We start from the raw sequence: 18,346 nt of genomic DNA, 5'->3' as shown, positions 1-18,346 counted from the left end.
GCGGCCGGCACGGATTGCGGGACCGCGCCCGCACCTGCGACGTTGGGCCCGTGACGGCTCCCCCCACGACGCCCGGGCCGGCGCTGCGCGTCCGCGTCCCGTCCCTCAACCCGTCCGTCCGGCGGTTCCTCTCGACCGAGGCGGGCAGCGCGGTCGTGCTCCTCGCGGCGACCGTGCTCGCGCTCGTGTGGGCGAACAGCGCGTGGGCGGACGCCTACGAGGCGCTGTGGGAGACGACCGCGGGCTTCCACGTCGGCGGGATGTCGCTCGAGCTCGACCTGCACCACTGGGTCAACGACGCGGCGATGGCGGTCTTCTTCGCGGTGGTCGGGCTCGAGATCTCGCGCGAGGCGACGAGCGGCGAGCTGCGCGACCGCCGCACCGTCGCGGTGCCCGCGCTCGGGGCGCTCGGCGGCCTGCTCGTCCCGGTGCTCATCTACCTCGCGTTCACCGCCGGGACGGACGCCGCGCACGGCTGGGGCGTGGTCATGTCGACCGACACCGCGTTCCTCGTCGGCGTCCTCGCGCTGTTCGGCCCGCGCTGCCCCGACCGGCTGCGACTGTTCCTGCTCACGCTCGCGATCGTCGACGACATCGGCGCGATCACCGTGATGGCGGTCTTCTACTCCGACGACGTCGACCTCGCCGCGCTGGGCGTCGCGGCGCTCGTCGTCGTCGGCATGGCCGTCATGCGCTGGCTGCGGGTCTGGCAGCTGACGCCGTACGTACTGGCCGGTGTCGCGCTGTGGATGGCCGTGCAGGCGTCGGGCGTGCACGCGACCCTCGCGGGCGTCCTGGTCGGGCTCCTGGTGCCGGCCACCGTCCCGCAGCGCGAGCAGGTCGAGGCCGTGCCCGTCTACGCGGGCGACCTGGTCGACGAGACGACCGCCGAGCGCGAGCACCTCGCCGAGCTCGCCGCGCGCGCGGCCGTGCCGACGAGCGACCGCCTGCAGCGGATCCTGCACCCGTGGTCCGCGTACCTCGTCGTGCCGCTGTTCGGGCTCGCGAACGCGGGCGTCGTGCTCGACGCGCAGACGCTGGCCGACGCGGCGGGGTCCCGCGTGACGATCGGCGTGGCGGTCGCGCTCGTCGTCGGCAACGCGGTGGGCATCACCGGCGCCTCGACGCTCGCGATCCGCGCGGGCCTGGGCGACCTCCCCGGCCGCGTCCGGTACGGGCACCTGCTCGGCGGGGCCGTCCTCGCGGGCATCGGGTTCACGATCTCCCTGTTCATCGCGCAGCTCGCGTTCGGCGACCAGCCCGACGTCCTGTCGGAGGCGAAGATCGGCATCCTCGCGGGCTCGCTCGTCGCCGCGGTCGCGGGGTCCGTGCTGCTGCGCTGGCTCGGCGAGAAGCTGCCGCTGTGCTCGCCCGCGACCGACGGTCCCCCGCCCGCGCTCCCGCCGCTCCCCTGGCGCGCGCCGGAGTGACGCCCGCGGCCCGCGCGCGAGCGGGATCGACCGGTCGGCCGCGCCGAGCCGGGGGCTGAGCCGGCGGGTCAGGCGAGCGGGTCGTCGTCGCCCCACGTCGGCAGCCGCAGCCGCCGCGCGTCCGTCGCGAGCAGGCGGTCCGCCGCGGCCCGCAGCGACGCGGGCGTGTCCGCGCCGGCGCGCACGAACCGGCCCGACAGGTCGTCGAGCTCGCCGTCGCCGAACGCGCGGACCAGCTCGGCGACGTCCTCGACGGGCGTCCACTCGGTGCGCCCGTCGTGCGCCGGCATGCCGCCCGTCATGTCGGTCGCCACGACGCCCGGCGCGAGGTCGAGCACCCGCAGGCCCTGGTCGCGGTACTGCGCGTCCAGCATGGTCGTGAGCCGCGCGAGCGCGCCCTTGCTGACGTAGTAGCCGGTGTACGCGCGGCCCGGGTTGACGCCCGCGCCGGAGTTCATGTTGAGCACGCGCCCGCCGCCGCGCGCGAGCATGCCCGGCAGCACCGCGCGCGTGACCAGCAGCGGACCGCGCACGTTCGTCTCGACGACGCGCCACGTGTCCTCGACGTCGTCGTCCGCGAACGGCACCTCGGCGCGCTCGATGACGCCTGCGTTGTTCACCAGCAGGCCGACGCCGCCGAGGTCCTCGAACGCCGTCTCGACGCGCGCGACGGCGTCCAGGACCGCGGTGGCGTCGATCAGGTCGCCCGCCGCGACGGCCACGCGCGCACCGGTCGCCGCGACCTCCTCGGCGACCTCGTCGAGGTGCGCGCGCGTGCGCCCGACCAGCGCGACGGCCCAGCCGGCCCGCGCGAGGCCGAGCGCGACGCCGCGTCCGATGCCGCGGCCGGCGCCGGTCACGAGGGCGGTCCGGGGGACGGGGAGGGTCGCGTCGGTGGTCACCGGGCCATGCTGCCGCACGTCCCGCGAGCGCGCCGACCGACGCTCAGGCGGTCACGCCGCGTCGTCGCGCGGCGGCCTCGACCGCGGCGCGCAGCGTCTCGACCCGGGCGCGGCCCGGCTGCACCACGCCGTCGACCAGGATCGTCGGCGTGCCCCGGACGCCCTGCTCGACGGCCGCGAGGTAGTCGGACTCGACGGCCGGGGCGAACGCCTGCGCCGCTTCGCCCGCGACGATCGCGGGGTCGATGCCCAGGTCGCGCGCGTAGCGACGCAGGTCCGGCTCGGCCAGCCGGTCCTGGTGCTCGAGCAGCACCCGCTGGAGGTCCCAGAACCGCCCGACGCTCGCCGCGGCCTCCGACGCGAGGGCGGCCGTGAGCGCGTACGGGTGCACCTCGAACAGCGGGAAGTGCCGCCACACCAGGCGCGCGAGGCCGTCCGACGTGTCGACGACCTCGCGCAGGACGGGAGCCGCGGCCCGGCAGTAGGGGCACTCGAGGTCGCCGAACTCGAGGATCGTGACGGGGGCGTCCGGGTTGCCGTAGACGTGCCGCTCGGGGGCGAGGTCAGGCGTCATGCCCCCGATCCTGCCCCACACCGGCCGCCTCGACGTCCGCGCCCGTCAGGGGCCGTACTTCGCCATCAGCTCGGACGCCCGCTGGTCCGGGCGCGTCGTCGAGAGCACGGAGTAGAAGACGCTGATCGCCGAGGCGGGGTCCACGCGCAGCTGCGCGCGCTCGACGTTGCGCAGGTGCGGCCCGCAGCTCGAGCACGGCATGCGCTCGGTGTACACCTGCTCGATCACGACGGCCTTGTTGAGGTACCAGCGCGGGCCCGCGAGCGCCTCGAGCTGCTGGAGCAGCCGAGCCTCGGAGTGCAGCGCCCCGGGGTCGTTCGCGGACTGGAGGTACGTCACCGTGCCGTTGTGGCGGATCCGGAACACCGCGAAGTTCGTGCGGAAGCTCGCGAGGTCGAGTGCCGTGCCGGCGCGGTAGCCGACGGCACGGGTCAGCATCGCGGCGTCGACCGAGCCTCGGGCGGCGCCCCACGGCGCGGTCGGCGGTGGCCGAAGCTGGCCCGGCAGGAGCGTGGGCGGCACGACCTTGGTCGACGTCGGGTTGATCGTGGCGGTCACCGAGAGGCCCTCGGGCGCCTGCTCGGCGACGAGCGACGCGAGCCCGAAGCGGGCCTTGATGCCCGGGAGGGCGCGGACGACGGCCGGGGTGCCCCCGCCGGCCGCCGCGACCTCCTCGACTGCGGTGATCGCGGACGCGACCGCCACCTGCTTGCCGTCGGGGGTGGCCTGCTCCCCCGGCGCTGCCCCCGCCGCCTGCCCCGCGGCCGCCGTGCCGCCGCGTCCGCGCACCGCGCCGCCGACGCGGCGGGCGAGAGCGGCGACCCAGCCGACGACCCGGTCCACGACGCCGTCGACCACGCCGCGCACGCGCTCGATCACCGCCCGCACCGGTGCCGCGACGTCACCGAGCCCGATGAGCCGGGCGAGGAACCCGAGCACGACGGGCACCGCCCGGGCGAGCGACTGCTCGACGGCGTCGGCGGCCGCCCCGATGCTGCCCCGGGCGATCGCGGAGACCGACCCGACGACGGACTGCGCGAACGCGGCGAGCTGCTGCGCGCGCTCGAGCGCGAACTGCACGGTGTTGTAGACGGCGAGGATCGCCTGGATGACGGCGCCCGCGGGGTTGAACATCGACACGAGCCGCGTGATCGCGGCACCCACGACCGTCCGGGCGACCCAGTCACGGATCCCTCCGAGGACGGTGTCGAGGAGGCCTGAGACCATGTCGCGGAGGCGGTCGACGATGCCGCCGACGCCGCGCTCCACGAGCGTGCGCACCCAGTCGACGGTGGTCTCGACGGCGTGCACCACAGGTTCGCCGACGAGCCGGACGACCCGCTGGCGGATCCCCTCCCACGTCAGCCCGAGCAGGCTCGTGACGAGCGACAGCATGCCGCCGAGGTCCAGGCGCGCCGGCAGCTGGACCGCACCACGCAGCGCGCCGGTCAGCCAGCCGATCAGACCGGTGCGCAGGTGGCCGAGGATGTTGCCCGCGAACTGGCCGAGACCCGTGCGGACCGCGCCCACGAGGTTGCCCGCGAACGCGACGGGGTCGCGCACGATCGTGCCGAGGACGTCCCCGGCACCGCGCAGGACGCCCATGACCTGCGCACCGAAGCCGCCTGCGGACGACATGACGCCCTCGACGACGAGCTCCATGAGCTTGCTGCCCGCCGCGCTCGCGAAGGCGCGAAGGCGCGCCACCGGGCCCTCGAGGATCCCGGCCAGCCGTTCCCACAGACCCGCCGGGTCGAGGAGGTCGCTCGCGCTGACCGCGTCCCACGCCCGCGCGAAGACCCCACGGACCGCGTCCCACGTGAGCCCCAGCCGGTCGAGCTCCTGTGCGACCCACGCACCCGCCCGCTCGACGGCGCCGGACTGCTGCAGGTTCTCCCACAGCGCGTGCCCACCCGGCACCAGCCCGACGAGCGCCCCGACCACGGTGGTCGCGTCGCGCGGCACGGTGCGGCCCGTCACCGGGTCCCGTCCGAGCGCCACGCACAGCACCCCGTAGCCGGGGATCTCGCGTGCCCAGCGGCCGATCGTGCCGAGCACCTCGGTCCGCAGCCCGGCCGCCGCGGCGTCGGCGGCGCCCGCGACCGTGTCCCACACGCCACGCTGGAGGACGGGGGCGGGACCGGCTCCGACCGGGCCGGGCGCACGCGGCGGGGGCGCGGGCCGTCCTGCGTCCAGCGCGGTGCCTCGGGCGTCGGGGGTCGCCGTGGAGCCTGGCGTCGTGACACCGGGCAGCGCCTGCGGTCCGGCGGCCGAACTGGGCGTCTCGCCGTCCGCTGCCCGCGCTGCGGCACCGGCGCCGAGCGCCCGCGCCACGGCGGCGTTGCCCGCACCACGCTGCAGCGCGAGCAGCGCCGCGTGCGAGGCCGCCGGTCGAGGGCGTGGACCTGCGCGGTCGCCCGTCCGTCCGGCGGCGGGGGCGCGCGCACGCGCATGGTCGGCGTCGGCCGCCGCCCGCACCTTGACGCCGTCCGTGGACATCGCCGCCTCCTCGCGCGGGGTCTCGACCATGGTCGAGGGCGCCCGGACACCGGCGCAGCACGCCGCGGAGCGTCCGCCGGGGCAGGGTCGCGTGCCCGAGGGGGCAGGGTCGCATGCCCGAGGGGGCAGGGACGCCTGCCCGCGCGGACCAGCGCCCGGGGCGTCAGCGCCGGCGCGGGAGGCGTCGGGGCAGGAGCGGAGGGCTCGCGGTGCCCGCGCCGTCGACCATGCCCCCGACGACGTCCCGGACCGCGTCGACCGCGGACCAGGTCGCGTGCCACCCGAGCTCGCGCTCGGCGCGCGACGTGTCGAGGATCGGCGCGTTCACCGCCATGTCGAGCCAGCCCGGCCCGACGGGCACGACGCGCGCGTGCCACGCGGTCGCGAGCGCGGCCCGCACGACGGGGACCGGCACCTCCCGCACGGGGGTGTCCTCGCCGCCGACGACGCGCGCGACGTCCTCCGCGTGCAGGATCTCCGGAGCGGCGACGTTGAACGCGCCGCGCACCTGGCGGACGACGGCCTCGCGGTAGGCGGACGCGACGTCGTCGGCGTGCACGGCCTGCAGCCGGACGCCCGCGGGCCACGGCAGGACGGGCACCTTGCCGCCGAGGATCCGCTCGGGCACGAACGGCCCGAGGAACAGGCCGGTGATCTCGTGCCCCGCGGCGCGCTGGAAGATCAGCGCTGGCCGGAGCCGTGCCACGGCGAGCGCGGGGTGCTGCTCCTCGTACTCGTCGAGCAGCCGCTCCTGCGCGGCCTTGTCGACGCTGTACTGCGAGCTGCGCACGCCGTCGGTCGCCCAGCCCTCGGAGCGGGGGACGTCGTCGGGCGCCGGTGAGTACGCACCGATCGACGACGCGGCCACGACGTGCGGGACCCCCGCGCGCACCACGGCCTCGAGCACGCGGCGCGTGCCCGTGACGTTGACGTCGGCCAGCCGGCGCCGGTCGTGGCTGGGCTGGATCGCCCACGCGAGGTGCACGACGGCGTCGGCCCCGGCGAACGCGCGGGCCAGGTCGGCGACGACCTCGTCGTCCGGCACGCGCGCCCCGATGTCGACGGACACCCACGACGCGACGTCGTACGGCGGGGGCGGCGTCGTGCGGGGCGTGCGCCGCACGACGCCCACGACCGACGTGACGGTCGCGTCCTCGCGCAGCCGCCGCAGCACCGCGGTGCCGACGTTCCCGCTCGCACCGACCACGACCACCCTCATGCCACGCCCCCGCCTCGACTCATGCGCCCGGGTCCAGGACGACCTTGATGCAGCCGTCCTCCTTCTTCTGGAACATCTCGTACGCCGCCGGCGCCTCCTCGAGCGGCACCCGGTGGGTGCGCAGGTCGAGCACGCCGAGCGGGTCCGCGGGGTCGGTCACGAGCGGCAGGATCGCGTCGGTCCAGCGGCGCACGTTGGCCTGCCCGAACCGGAACGTGAGCTGCCGGTCGAAGATGTCCATGAGCGGGAACGGGTCGACCGCCCCGCCGTAGACGCCCGACACCGAGACGGTGCCGCCGCGCCGCACGCACACGATCGCGGTGCGCAGCGCCGCGAGCCGGTCGATGCCGGCCTTCTCCATGAACGGCCGTGCGACGGCGTCGGGCAGGACGACGGCCGCACGCTGCGCCCCGGCCGCCACCGGCGATCCGTGCGCCTCCATGCCGACGGCGTCGATCGCCGCGTCCGCACCGCGACCCTCGGTGAGGTCGCGGACCGCCTCGAGCACGTCCTCGCGCGCGTCGACCACCTCGATGCCGTGCCGGCGGGCCATCGCGATCCGCTCGGGCACCAGGTCGACGCCGATGACGCGACCCGCACCACGGTGCCGTGCGATGCGTGCCGCCATCTGGCCGATCGGGCCGAGCCCGACGACGAGCACGCTGCCGCCCGCGGGGACATCGGCGTACTCGACGGCCTGCCACGCGGTCGGCAGCACGTCGGACAGGTAGAGGTAGCGCTCGTCGGGCTCGCCGTCGTCGGGCACCACGACGGGCCCGTAGTGGGCCTGCGGGACGCGCAGGTACTGCGCCTGCCCGCCCGGGACGCTGCCGTACAGCGACGTGTAGCCGAACAGCGCCGCGCCCTTGTCCTGCTCGTGCACCTGCGTCGTCTCGCACTGCGACTGCAGGCCGCGGCGGCACATGAAGCAGGTGCCGCACGCGATGCCGAACGGCACCACGACCCGGTCACCGACCCGCAGGTTCTGCACGCCCGGCCCGACGGCCTCGACGACGCCCATCGCCTCGTGCCCGAGGATGTCGCCCTTGTCGAGGTACGCGCCGAGGAAGCCGTACAGGTGCAGGTCGGAGCCGCAGATCGCGGTCGACGTCACGCGGACGATCGCGTCCGTGGGTTCCTGGATCGTCGGGTCGGCCACGGTCTCGACCGACACCTTCTCGCGGGCCTGCCAGGTGAGGGCCCGCATCCTCAGCCCTCCCGGGGGTTGAGGTTCGCCGGGTCCGCGTCGGGGTCGTCGTAGCCCGTCCCGTCCTCGCCGGAGGCCGCTGCACCCGTGCGCGGGTTGAGCATGTCCGGGTCGGCGTCGGGATCGGGCGTCTCGCCCTCGACCGAGCGCGCCGTGGGGGTGCTCGTGTCGTCCGGGGGCAGCGTGCCGTCGTCGGGGGTGGTCGGGGTGTCGTCAGGCGTCGTCATCCCGCCACGGTCACACCGTGCGCACCGCCGCGCATCTCGAGCGAGCCGTCACCCGCGACGACCGCGGCCGCTCCACGTGCGGCCCCGCCGTCGCGACGCCACGATGCGTCCATGCAGGTCCCACGCCGCGCGGGCCTCGGGACGCTCCTCGTCGCCGCCGCGCTCGCCGGCTGCGCCGTGCCGTCGACGCAGGCGCCCGCCGACGACGCCCGCGCGCTCGCCGACGCCCTCGCCCCGGTCACGTCGGCGGTCGAGACGGCGCTGGTGGCGACCGACCTCCTCGACCGCGACCGGGCCACCGCGACGACCGTCGACACCGCGCTGCTCGACCAGCTGAACGTCCTCCAGGACGCCGCCGGAGCCGTCGCGACGCTCGTCCCCGCGCCCGGTCCCGGGACCGAGCAGCAGGCCGAGGCGCTCGCGGCCGTGCACGACGCGGAGGCCGCGGTCGCGGCGGCGCGCGCGTGGGCGACGGGTGCCGGCGGCTCGGCCGCCGAGGTCACCGCCGCGCTCGACGAGGCCGCGACGATCGTCGACGACCTCTCCACGGCGCTGGAGCAGGCGTCGTGAAGCGTCTGCTCGGCGTCGCGCTCGGCGTGCTCACCGCCATCGGCGGGTTCCTCGACATCGGCGACCTCGTCACGAACGCCGTCGTCGGGTCGCGGTTCGGGCTCAGCCTCGCGTGGGTCGTCGTGGTCGGCGTCGTCGGGATATGCCTGTTCGCGCAGATGTCCGGCCGCGTGGCCGCCGTGTCGGAGCGTGCGACGTTCGAGATCATCCGCGAGCGCCTGGGCCCCCGGACCGCGGGCGCGAACCTCGTCGCGTCGTTCCTCATCAACCTGCTCACGCTGACCGCGGAGGTCGGCGGCATCGCGCTCGCGCTGCAGCTCGCGTCGAGCGTCGAGCCGCGGCTGTGGATCCCCGTCGCGGCGCTCGCGGTGTGGCTCGTCATCTGGCGCACCAAGTTCTCCGTGCTGGAGAACGTCACCGGTCTGCTGGGGCTGACCCTCGTCGTCTTCGCGGTCGCGCTGTTCCTGCTCGGTCCCGACTGGTCGGAGCTCGCCGACCAGGCGCTGTCCCCGACCGTGCCGGGTGACGAGGGACCCGCGTCGTACTGGTACTTCGCGATCGCGCTGTTCGGCGCCGCGATGACTCCGTACGAGGTGTTCTTCTTCTCGTCCGGCGCGCGCGAGGAGAGGTGGACCGTCAAGGACGTCGCGCAGTCGCGCGTCAACGTGTTCGTCGGCTTCCCGTTCGGCGGCATCCTGTCGATCGCGATCGCCGCGTGCGCCGCCGTGGTCTTCCTGCCGCGGTCGGTCGAGGTGTCGTCGCTGTCCCAGATCGTGCTGCCCGTCGCGCTCGCGGGCGGCAAGCTCGCGCTCGCCGTCGTCATCGTCGGGATCGTCGCCGCGACCTTCGGGGCCGCGCTCGAGACGGGCCTGTCGTCGGGCTACACGCTCGCGCAGTTCTTCGGCTGGTCGTGGGGCAAGTACCGGCGACCGGCGCAGGCGGCGCGGTTCCACCTGGCGATGATCATCGCCCTGCTGATCGCGGTCCTCGTCCTCATGACGAGCGTCGACCCGATCCGCGTGACGGAGCTCTCCGTCGTCTTCTCGGCCGTCGCGCTGCCGCTCACCTACCTGCCGATCCTGCTCGTCGCGAACGACCCCGAGTACATGGGGAGGCACGTCAACGGGCGCGCGACGAACGCCCTCGCGCTCGTCTACCTCGTCATCATCCTCGCCGCGTCCCTCGCGGCGATCCCGCTGCTGATCGCCACCGGAGGCGGGTCATGAGCCCACGCGTGCGCCGCTCGGCGCTCCCCCACGACCCGTCCGCGACGCTCCCGCTGGGACCGCGCCCCGCCGGCCGCGTCCTCGACGCCCGGCTGCACCTGCTCGACCGGCAGACGCTCGACGCCGACGAGGTGCCCGTCGCGACCGTCGACGATCTCGAGCTCGTGCCGCCCGCCGGCACCTCCGGACCCCTCGTCGGCGACACGCCCGTGCACGTCGCGGCCCTCCTGTCGGGCCCGGTCCTCGCGACGCGTGTCTTCGGCGGCCGACCGCCGGCGTCCCGGCTGCACCGCATCCTGTGGCGGCACGTCGCCGACGTCGGCACGACGGTCCGGCTCGGGGTCCGCGGCCAGGACCTCGACGTCCTGTGGGTCGAGCGGTGGGTCCGGGACCACGTGATCGGGCGCATCCCGGGAGGTCGTCATGCTCCTGAGTGACCTGCTCGACGCACCCGTCCGCGCGCCGTCGGGCGACCCGCTCGGCTACGTCGTCGACGTCCGGCTCGTGCTCGACGGACCGCTCGACGGCGGCCTCCTCGTCCAGCCGCGCGTGCACGGGCTGATCATCAGCCCGCGCACCGGCTCGTCGTTCCTCGGCTACGAGCGGTCGGACGTCCGCTCACCCGCGGTCCTGGCCCGCTGGCTGCGATGGCGGCACCGCGGCACGTTCCTCGTGCACTGGGAGCACGTCGCGACCGCCGACGCCGACGCGGTCGTCCTCGCTGACGGCTACCGCCGCTGGTCCCCCGCCTTCCCGGAGGGCGCGCACCGCCACGTGTGACACGTGGCCGCTCTCGGCGTGCCGCACACCCGGGCGCACGGTCGACGGCGGGCGCCCGGTCGCGGCGTTGGTCGTCCCCTACGCTGCCGCCGTGCCGTCGACGCCCGAGCGCCTTCCCGTGACCGTCCGACCCGGGCTCGAGGGCGACGCGGCGGACGGTGGTCGCTGGTGCGGGCGTCAGCGTCCGCGTGCGTGCTCGTCGCGGAGCACGACGGCCGGGTGGTCGGGCTGGCCGTCGCGCATGAGCACGTCGCCCTGAACGCCGACGGACCGGTCGTGTGGCTGGAGGAGATCGTCGTCGACGAGGCCGTCCGGCGGGGCGGCGTCGGAAGGGCGCTCGTCGCATCGGTCGAGGCGTGGGCGCAGGCGCAGGGCGCACGTCACGTCGCGCTCGCCACCCGGCGTGCGATCGCGTTCTACCGCGCGCTCGGGTACACCGAGACCGCGCCCTACGTGCGCAAACAGCTGGGCGGCATGGCCGGCTGACGACGGGCACCCCCCGCGAGTGCGACCGGCGGATCAGCCGAGGCCGCGGTGCTCCGACCAGAGGACGGCGGCGCGGTCGGCGGCCGCGGCGACGAGGTCGCGGAGCTCCGGGCGGTCCGGGACGCGGAACGACACGTACGCGCCGCGGCCCCCGGCCACGGGACGCCCGTAGGCCTTGGCCGCGAGGGTGCCGTCGGGGAGCAGCCGGACGTTGAGGGTCTCGAGGCGGAACTGCTCGCCGCGGCGCTCGTCGGTCCACTGCAGGTGCTCGGGGATCGTGACGTTGATGGCGAGGGCGCTGACGACGACGTCGTCGTCCGGTGCGGTCATGCCGCCATCCTCGCGCGAGCGGGTCGTCGAGGCGGGTCGTCAGAACAGCGTCGCGTCGGCCGCGACCGGCGGGCGTTCGAGGTCGAGCAGGAACCGCTTGCGTTCGACGCCCGCCGCGAAGCCCGTGAGCGTGCCGTTCGCGCCGATGACGCGGTGGCACGGCACGACGACGGCGATGCGGTTGGCGCCGTTCGCGGCCCCGACGGCCCGGGACGAGGTGCGCGGGTCGTAGCCGATGTCGGCGGCGAGCTCGCCGTAGGACGACGTCTCGCCGTAGGGGATGCGCAGCAGCCCCTCCCAGACGCGCACCTGGAACACGGACCCCTGGAGCGCGACGTCGAGGTCGAACTCGTGGCGCGCGCCCGCCAGGTACTCGGTGAGCTGCGCGCGAGCGCCGGTGAGGGCGGTGTCGTCGCGCTCGCCGTGCGCCCCCGACGCGGTCACGTTGCGCTCGCGCGTCGACGGCAGCAGCAGACCGGTCAGGACCTCGCCGACGCCGATGAGCGTGACCGGCCCCATGCCGGACTCGACGACCGTGTGCACCGTCGGCCCGTCCGGCCGCTCGACGACCCGCACACCCATGCCACTCATCCTGCCCGCTCCCTCCGACACCTCGGCACGCGCGACGGCCGCGCGCCCTCCCGACAGGAAGACGCGCGGCCGCCGCGGTGCGTGAGGTCAGTCGGTCGACCGCACGATCGTGCGGACCCCGACGACGAGCCCGACGGCGGCCGTGGCGAGCGCCGCGAGCCAGCCCCACCCCACGGCCGTCGCCGAGAGGTCGCCTGCGAACAGCGCACGCTCGGCGTCGACGACCCACCGCAGCGGGTTCACGGTCGACGCGGCCCGCATCCACGCGGGGCCTGTCTCGAGCGGCAGGAGCATCCCGGAGAGGATGAGCAGCGGGAACAGGAACGTCTGCTGCACGACCCAGAACATCCACTCCTGCTTCCGGACGGCGATGGCCAGCGCGTACGACAGCGAACCGATGCCGATGCCCAGGACGGCGAGCATGAGGATCCCGACGACGGCCCCGACCGGGTCGGCGCGGAAGCCGAACGGCAGCATGACCAGCACCACGATCACGGCCTGGGCGGTCAGCGGCACCATCTCCTTGAGCGAGCGCCCGACGAGCTGCGACGAGCGGGACAGCGGGGTCACGAGCATCCGCTCGTGCGCGCCCGTCTGCATCTCGTACTGCAGGTTCGAGCCGGTCGTCGAGGTGCCGAACAGCGTGGTCATCACGAGGATCGCGGGCACGAACCACTGCCACACGTCCGCGCCGGACAGGCCCTGCTCGCCGACGGACCCGACGAGCAGCGGACCGAACAGCCCGAGGAAGACGAGCGGCTGGACGAGGCCGAAGACGACCGAGAACGGCTCGCGCACGACGGGCCGCAGCTCGCGGGTCATGACGAGCCAGACGTCGGCGAACCACGAGCGGCGGACGGCCGGTGCGGCGGTCGGCATCGTGACGGGCGGGGTGAGCGTGGCGGTGGTCATGCGGCGTCCTTCCGGGTCTGCGGGTCGGTGGTGGTCGCGGTCGGGTCGGCGAGCGGGTCGTCGCCGGTGACCGCATCGGGCGGCGCGCCCTCGTCGCGCAGGCTGCGGCCGGTGAGCGCGAGGAAGACGTCGTCGAGCGTGGGGCGGATCGCCTGCGCGGTCGCGACGGTGAGCCCTGCGGCGGACGCCGCGACGACGACGCCAGGGACTGCGGCGGGCGCGTCGGCGACCCGGGCGCTCACCGTGCGCCCGTCGACGCTCACGTCGCGTGCGCCCGGGACCCGGGAGACCAGCTCGGCAAGCTGTGGTGCGGCCGTCGTCGGGGACACCGGCCCGTCGTCCGCGACCTCGAGCACGAGGCGGTCCCCCGCGAGCGTGCGCTTGAGGCCGTCGGCGGTGTCGTCCGCGATGACGCGGCCGTGGTCCACGACGACGACCCGCTCGGCCATGGTGTCGGCCTCGTCGAGGTAGTGCGTCGTGAGGACGATCGTCATGTCCCGCTCGGCGCGCAGCCGCAGGATGTGGTCCCACAGGTTCGCGCGCGTCTGCGGGTCGAGCCCGGTGCTGGGTTCGTCCAGGAACAGCAGCCGCGGCGCGTGCACGAGGCCGAGCGCGACGTCGAGCCTGCGCCGCTGGCCGCCCGACAGGTCGGACACCTTGCGGCGGGCGAGCGGGCGCAGGTCGAGCGCGTCGAGCAGGTCGTCGGCGCGGCGTCGTGCGGTGCCCGCGTCGAGGCCGTAGATGCGGCCCTGCGCGACGATCTCGTCGGCGGCTCGCTGCACGTGCCCGGCGCCGTTGCCCTGCCCGACGTAGCCGATGTTGCGGCGGACCGTCGCGGGATCGGACGTGATGTCGGCGCCCGCGACGGTCGCGCTGCCGGCGGTCGGGCGGATGAGCGTCGTGAGCATGCGCATGGTGGTCGTCTTGCCGGCGCCGTTCGGGCCGAGCACGGCGACGAGCTCGCCGGGCGCGACGTCCAGGTCGATGCCGCGCACGGCGTGCACGGTCTCGGTGCGGCTGACCACGAAGTCCTTCGTGAGCCCGCGGGTGCGGATCATGGGCCTCTCCCCTGTCGTCCGGATCGGTACGTCACCCATGCTCCCGCCGGTAGCGGTCAGATCCTGTCCGCTACCTCGTGCCACTCTGAGCACATGTCGACGCCGTCCGCCCGTCTGCTGTCCCTCCTGTCGCTGCTGCAGTCGCGCCGCGACTGGCCCGGCGACGTGCTGGCCGACCGGCTCGGCGTCAGCCCCCGCACGGTCCGGCGCGACGTCGACCGCCTGCGCGACCTCGGGTACCCGGTGCACGCGACCAAGGGGCCCGACGGCGGGTACCGGCTCGACGCCGGGAGCCAGATGCCGCCGTTGCTGCTCGACGACGAGCAGGTCGTGGCGCTCGTCGTCGCGCTGCGGACCGCGTCGACCGGGGTCGCGGGCGTCGACGAGGCGGCCCTGCGCGCCCTCACCACCGTCCGCCAGGTCATGCCCGCCCGGCTGCGCGCCGCCGCCGACGCCCTCCAGGTCACGGCCGTCGCGCGCGCCCCGCGACGCGACCAGCCCCAGGTCGCCGCCGACGTCCTGCTGGCCGTCGGCGCCGCGGTGCGCGCCCGTGAGGTGCTCCGGTTCGACTACGTCGGCGGGTCGTCCGACGGCGTCGGCCCGGAGGCCTTCGTGCCGCCGCGACGGGCGGAGCCGCACCACCTCGTCACCTGGGGCGGCCGCTGGTACCTCGTCGGGTGGGACCTCGACCGCGCCGACTGGCGCACCTACCGCGTCGACCGGATGACGCCGCGCACGCCGACCGGCCCGCGGTTCGCGCCGCGCGACCTGCCCGGCGGCGACGTCGCCGCGTACGTCGCCGACAAGTTCGGGCAGGCGGTGCCGTGGCCGTGCGTCGGTGAGGTCGAGCTCGACATGCCCGCCGACGACGTGCGGCGCTGGGCCGGTCGCGGCGCGGTCGTCGAGGACCTGGGCGACGGCCGGACGCGGCTCGTGCAGGGCGCCTGGTCGTGGGACGGGCTCGCGGCGATGTCCGCGCTGTTCGGCGTGCCGCTGCGCGTCGTCGGACCGGCCGACCTGCGCGACGCGGTCGTCCGCCTCACCGGTCGGCTGACGGACGCGCTCGGCTGAGGGGTCCGGGCGCGCGTCTTCACGGACCGCGGTCGACGAGCGCGGGGTGCGCCGGGTCGTCCGCGCGCACGACGACGTCAGCGACGACCTCCGGGCCGACCTCGTCCGCGTAGCGCGCGAACGCCGGCAGGACCCACGCGTCCTCCTCGGGCGTCCGGCGCGCGAGCGTCGCCGGCCGCACCGCGAGGTGCACCGTGAGGTCGGCGGCCAGGCCGAGCCCGAGCAGCAGGTCGCCGTCGAGGACGAGGACCGCACCCTCGGGCGCCTGCGCGTACGGTGCACGCGTCGCCCGGTCCGTCACCGGGTCCCACAGCGTCGGCAGGTACCGGCCCGACGCGGCGAACGGCGTCAGCACCTCGCGCTCGAGCGCCCGCACGTCGACCCGGTCCTCGAGGTACGCGTCGGGGTCGTGCCGCCCGTGCTCGAACCGCAGCGACGCGGGCCGCAGGAAGTCCGCCACGCGCACCCGGACCACCGCCCGACCCGCGGCGCGCAGCGGTGCGACCAGCGCGTCGGCCAGCTCGCCGGGCCCGGTGGCCGCGGCGCCGTCCACCACGACGACCCGTCGCCCGTCCCCGGGCACCCGCCCGACCACGTGCGCGACGACCCCCTCGCGCGTCACCGGCCGGACGACGACCTGCCCGTCGCCCGACCGCGTCACCCGCGCGTCCCCGGATCGGTCTCGTCCGCGTGCTGCTCGCGCTCGTCGAACACGTCCTGCCCCGGTCCCTGGAACGACCGTGAGCGCTCGAGCGCCTCGATGCTGCCGGTGAACAGACGCGCGTCCTGCGCGGCCGGCGGCATGAGCAGCGTGTCCTCGACGGTGTCGCGGGCGCGCTCGCGGCGGGTACGCGGCGCGCCCTCGTCCGCGGCGGGCTCGTCGGGCCGCAGGCGATCGTCCGACCGCGCGCGGCCGTCGGACCGTTCGTCGCCGCGCCGGGCGGGCACCTCGGCGACCGGTCCGCGCCCTTCCCAGCGCGTCCGCGGCAACCCCTCGGGCGCCTCGCGCTGGAGCCAGCCGACCAGCCCTTCGCGCACGTAGCACCGCAGGTCGAACAGGGTCGGGGCGTCGCGCGCGCTCGCGAGCACCCGGACGCGCACCGCCCCGCCGACCGCGTCGGTGACCTGCAGGATGCCGACGCGCCCGTCCCACAGGTCCGTCGCCTCGAGCAGCCGGGTGAGCTCGGCGCGCATCGCGTCGACCGGGACCTCCCAGTCGAGGTCCAGCTCGACGGTGCCCAGCAGGTCGGCCTGGCGGCGGGTCCAGTTCTCGAACGGCGTCGTCGTGAAGTGCGTCGACGGCAGGATGAGGCGCCGGTCGTCCCAGACGTGCACGACGACGTAGGTGAGCGTGATCTCCTCGATCCGCCCCCACTCGCCGTCGACCACGACGACGTCGTCGACGCGGATCGCGTCGGTGAACGCGAGCTGCATGCCGGCGAACAGGTTGGCGAGCGAGCTCTGCGCCGCGAGGCCGGCGACGATCGACAGCAGACCCGCCGACGCGAGCAGGCTCGCACCGAACGTCCGGGCCGACGGGAACGTCAGCAGGATCGCGGCGATCGCGCAGACCACGAGCACCGCGACCGTGATGCGCCGGAGCAGCTGCACCTGCGTGCGGACCCGACGGGCACGCCGGTTGTCCTCGACGTCGATCCGGTACCGCGCGAGCGCCGCGTCCTCGAGCACGAACGCGAGACTGCCGATCAGCCACGCCACGGCGACGATCAGCAGGATGAGCAGCACGTGCTCGACGACGACGCGCCACGGGGCCGGGTCGGTGCTGAGCCGCAGCGCGACCCACACGCCGATGACGAGCAGCACCGCTCGCGTGGGCCGTCGGGATCGTCGGGTCAGGTCGGCGGCGACGGCCGAGCGACGGGCGAGGCGCCGGACCAGCACGCCGACGAGCATCGCGAGGACGTACGCGGCCACGACGCCCGCCGCGACGGCGAGCACGGGCCCGACCACGTCGCCCACCTCCTCGACGACGGACTCGTCGGGCGCGGGCGGGGCGTCGGGGGCGGTCAGGAGCGGGCGGAGGGCCGCGGTCAGCAGGGTCGGCGGCATGCCGTCAGCGTAGGAGGGCGGGCGCGCACGCACCTGCGCAGCGGGTTCGAGGCGGGTGCGGACAAGCAGGCGCCCCGCCCCCGACGCACGGGGGCGGGGCGCTCGAGAGGCGTCTCGCCGGCACGAGGCGTGGCGCACTCCTGAACCCTGACGGGCGGCCCTGCTCTCGCCTGGGCCCTCGGCACGCGGTCGTGATCCGCAGATGGCCGAACCCCGGCTGCTTCGGAGGATCGGCTGGGACCATTTGACCACCGCTTGGAGTTTCGCGCACCTCGAACGGGCGTCCAGCACCGTGGGGCGGGTGTCGGCGTCCACCCCTAGAGTCCGCCCGGTGAGTCCTTTGCCGCCACCGGAACAGACGAACGCGTGGACCGTGCACGCCGCCCTCGACCCCGCACCGCTGCTCGCGTCGTTGCGAGCGCACGCCGTTCCGGGCGTCGAGACCGTCGAGGACAGCTCCGTCCGACGACTCGTCCCCGTCGGCGAGCGGCTCGTGACGGTCTCGGCCGACCTCCACGACGGACAGGTCGCGGTGCGGGGCGCCGCACCGACGGAGGTGCTCGACGCGGTCGCCCGACGGTGGTTCGGGCTCGACGACGACGTGTCCGCCGTCGTCGACGTCCTGGCGCTCGACCCCGTCGTCGGCCCGCTCGCGCGGCGCCGCCCGCACCTGCGCGTGCTCGGGCACCTCGACGGCTTCGAGGCCACCGTGACCACGGTGCTCGGGCAGCAGGTGTCGCTCGCCGCTGCCCGCACGTTCGGCGGCCGGCTCGCGGCGGCGTGGGGCCGGCCCGGTCCGGACGGACTGCTGGCGTTCCCGCGCCCGGAGGACCTCGCGGACCTCGATCCCGCCACGATCCAGGCCACGGTGCGGATCACCGGGGCGCGCGCACGGTCGCTGCGGGCCGTGGCGGAGGCGTTCGCGGACGGGCTGGACGTGCACCCCGGCGCCGACCCGGTCGACACGCGACGACGGCTGCTCGCGCTCCCCGGGGTCGGCCCCTGGACCGTGGAGTACCTCGCGCTGCGCGTCCTGGCCGACCGTGACGCGCTGCCCGCGGGCGACGTCGTGCTGCGCCGGGCCCTCGGCGTGGACTCGACGGCCGCGGTCGAGGCGGCCGCGACGCGCTGGCGCCCGTGGCGGGCCTACGCCGCGATCCACCTGTGGACGTCGCGCGCCTACGCCCTGTGACC

General features: G+C 75.7%; 20 protein-coding genes. 8 read left to right on the top strand and 12 right to left on the bottom strand.

The window, feature by feature from the left end; all coding sequences use genetic code 11:
- Positions 1-50 precede the first annotated feature (50 nt).
- Positions 51-1,430 carry a Na+/H+ antiporter NhaA gene (gene nhaA / locus OMK64_RS10815; protein ID WP_272728295.1) on the top strand — a complete coding sequence of 460 codons (1,380 nt, stop codon included), beginning with the start codon at positions 51-53 and terminating at the stop codon, positions 1,428-1,430.
- A gap of 68 nt (positions 1,431-1,498) precedes the next feature.
- Here the strand turns inward: nhaA and OMK64_RS10810 are convergent, their stop codons facing one another.
- The 6 genes from OMK64_RS10810 to OMK64_RS10785 form a co-directional block, all read right to left on the bottom strand.
- Positions 1,499-2,332: an SDR family NAD(P)-dependent oxidoreductase gene (locus tag OMK64_RS10810; protein WP_272728292.1), complete on the bottom strand. Its 834-nt coding sequence runs from the start codon at positions 2,330-2,332 to the stop codon at positions 1,499-1,501.
- A 43-nt stretch (positions 2,333-2,375) separates the two neighbouring features.
- The gene (locus tag OMK64_RS10805) at positions 2,376-2,906 is read right to left on the bottom strand and encodes a DsbA family protein (RefSeq protein ID WP_272728290.1); all 531 of its coding nucleotides are present in this window, start codon (positions 2,904-2,906) and stop codon (positions 2,376-2,378) included.
- A 45-nt stretch (positions 2,907-2,951) separates the two neighbouring features.
- Entirely contained in the window at positions 2,952-5,405 is a 2,454-nt protein-coding gene (locus OMK64_RS10800) for a nucleic acid/nucleotide deaminase domain-containing protein (protein WP_272728288.1), read from the bottom strand.
- A gap of 163 nt (positions 5,406-5,568) precedes the next feature.
- Entirely contained in the window at positions 5,569-6,624 is a 1,056-nt protein-coding gene (locus tag OMK64_RS10795; RefSeq protein WP_272728286.1) for an NAD-dependent epimerase/dehydratase family protein, read from the bottom strand.
- Between the two features lie 19 nt (positions 6,625-6,643).
- Positions 6,644-7,831 carry a zinc-dependent alcohol dehydrogenase gene (locus tag OMK64_RS10790; protein ID WP_272728284.1) on the bottom strand — a complete coding sequence of 396 codons (1,188 nt, stop codon included), beginning with the start codon at positions 7,829-7,831 and terminating at the stop codon, positions 6,644-6,646.
- A 2-nt stretch (positions 7,832-7,833) separates the two neighbouring features.
- Positions 7,834-8,058: a hypothetical protein gene (locus tag OMK64_RS10785; RefSeq protein WP_272728282.1), complete on the bottom strand. Its 225-nt coding sequence runs from the start codon at positions 8,056-8,058 to the stop codon at positions 7,834-7,836.
- Between the two features lie 111 nt (positions 8,059-8,169).
- On the opposite strand from OMK64_RS10785, the gene OMK64_RS10780 reads away from it, so the two are divergent.
- The 5 genes from OMK64_RS10780 to OMK64_RS10760 all read left to right on the top strand — a co-directional run bounded on the left by OMK64_RS10780 (position 8,170) and on the right by OMK64_RS10760 (position 11,120).
- On the top strand, positions 8,170-8,628 hold the full coding sequence (locus tag OMK64_RS10780; protein WP_272728280.1) for a hypothetical protein: 459 nt from the start codon (positions 8,170-8,172) through the stop codon (positions 8,626-8,628).
- Entirely contained in the window at positions 8,625-9,854 is a 1,230-nt protein-coding gene (locus OMK64_RS10775; protein ID WP_272728278.1) for an Nramp family divalent metal transporter, read from the top strand. Before OMK64_RS10780 ends, OMK64_RS10775 begins: the two co-directional genes overlap by 4 nt.
- A complete protein-coding gene (locus OMK64_RS10770) occupies positions 9,851-10,291 on the top strand; it encodes a hypothetical protein (RefSeq protein WP_272728276.1) in 441 nt (146 codons plus the stop codon). Before OMK64_RS10775 ends, OMK64_RS10770 begins: the two co-directional genes overlap by 4 nt.
- The gene (locus OMK64_RS10765) at positions 10,278-10,634 is read left to right on the top strand and encodes a PRC-barrel domain-containing protein (protein ID WP_272728274.1); all 357 of its coding nucleotides are present in this window, start codon (positions 10,278-10,280) and stop codon (positions 10,632-10,634) included. Before OMK64_RS10770 ends, OMK64_RS10765 begins: the two co-directional genes overlap by 14 nt.
- Before the next feature lie 168 nt (positions 10,635-10,802).
- Positions 10,803-11,120, top strand: coding sequence for a GNAT family N-acetyltransferase (locus OMK64_RS10760; RefSeq protein ID WP_272728272.1), 318 nt, complete (start codon positions 10,803-10,805; stop codon positions 11,118-11,120).
- A 33-nt stretch (positions 11,121-11,153) separates the two neighbouring features.
- On the opposite strand, the gene OMK64_RS10755 is transcribed toward OMK64_RS10760, so the two are convergent.
- The 4 genes from OMK64_RS10755 to OMK64_RS10740 form a co-directional block, all read right to left on the bottom strand.
- Complete coding sequence (locus OMK64_RS10755; protein WP_272728270.1) at positions 11,154-11,450, bottom strand: hypothetical protein; 297 nt, start codon at positions 11,448-11,450, stop codon at positions 11,154-11,156.
- 39 nt (positions 11,451-11,489) lie between these two features.
- Complete coding sequence (locus tag OMK64_RS10750) at positions 11,490-12,032, bottom strand: methylated-DNA--[protein]-cysteine S-methyltransferase (RefSeq protein ID WP_306469273.1); 543 nt, start codon at positions 12,030-12,032, stop codon at positions 11,490-11,492.
- 96 nt (positions 12,033-12,128) lie between these two features.
- On the bottom strand, positions 12,129-12,953 hold the full coding sequence (locus tag OMK64_RS10745) for an ABC transporter permease (RefSeq protein ID WP_272728266.1): 825 nt from the start codon (positions 12,951-12,953) through the stop codon (positions 12,129-12,131).
- Positions 12,950-14,011, bottom strand: a complete 1,062-nt coding sequence (locus OMK64_RS10740) for an ATP-binding cassette domain-containing protein (protein WP_272728264.1) — start codon at positions 14,009-14,011, stop codon at positions 12,950-12,952. The genes OMK64_RS10745 and OMK64_RS10740 overlap by 4 nt, the downstream gene beginning before the upstream one ends.
- 93 nt (positions 14,012-14,104) lie before the next feature.
- On the opposite strand from OMK64_RS10740, the gene OMK64_RS10735 reads away from it, so the two are divergent.
- The gene (locus tag OMK64_RS10735) at positions 14,105-15,082 is read left to right on the top strand and encodes a helix-turn-helix transcriptional regulator (protein ID WP_272728262.1); all 978 of its coding nucleotides are present in this window, start codon (positions 14,105-14,107) and stop codon (positions 15,080-15,082) included.
- A 19-nt stretch (positions 15,083-15,101) separates the two neighbouring features.
- Here the strand turns inward: OMK64_RS10735 and OMK64_RS10730 are convergent, their stop codons facing one another.
- Both OMK64_RS10730 and OMK64_RS10725 read right to left on the bottom strand, forming a co-directional pair.
- Positions 15,102-15,743 carry a nucleoside/nucleotide kinase family protein gene (locus tag OMK64_RS10730; protein WP_272728260.1) on the bottom strand — a complete coding sequence of 214 codons (642 nt, stop codon included), beginning with the start codon at positions 15,741-15,743 and terminating at the stop codon, positions 15,102-15,104.
- Complete coding sequence (locus OMK64_RS10725; protein WP_272728258.1) at positions 15,740-17,152, bottom strand: mechanosensitive ion channel family protein; 1,413 nt, start codon at positions 17,150-17,152, stop codon at positions 15,740-15,742. The genes OMK64_RS10730 and OMK64_RS10725 overlap by 4 nt, the downstream gene beginning before the upstream one ends.
- A gap of 331 nt (positions 17,153-17,483) precedes the next feature.
- On the opposite strand from OMK64_RS10725, the gene OMK64_RS10720 reads away from it, so the two are divergent.
- A complete protein-coding gene (locus tag OMK64_RS10720) occupies positions 17,484-18,344 on the top strand; it encodes a DNA-3-methyladenine glycosylase family protein (protein ID WP_272728256.1) in 861 nt (286 codons plus the stop codon).
- Positions 18,345-18,346: the final 2 nt, after the last annotated feature.

This window comes from Cellulomonas fimi, assembly GCF_028527925.1.
In the GTDB taxonomy this organism is placed as follows: Bacteria; Actinomycetota; Actinomycetes; order Actinomycetales; family Cellulomonadaceae; genus Cellulomonas; species Cellulomonas fimi_C.
The sequence above is the reverse complement of the archived record's forward strand: the minus strand, read 5'-3'. Positions and strand labels throughout refer to the sequence as shown.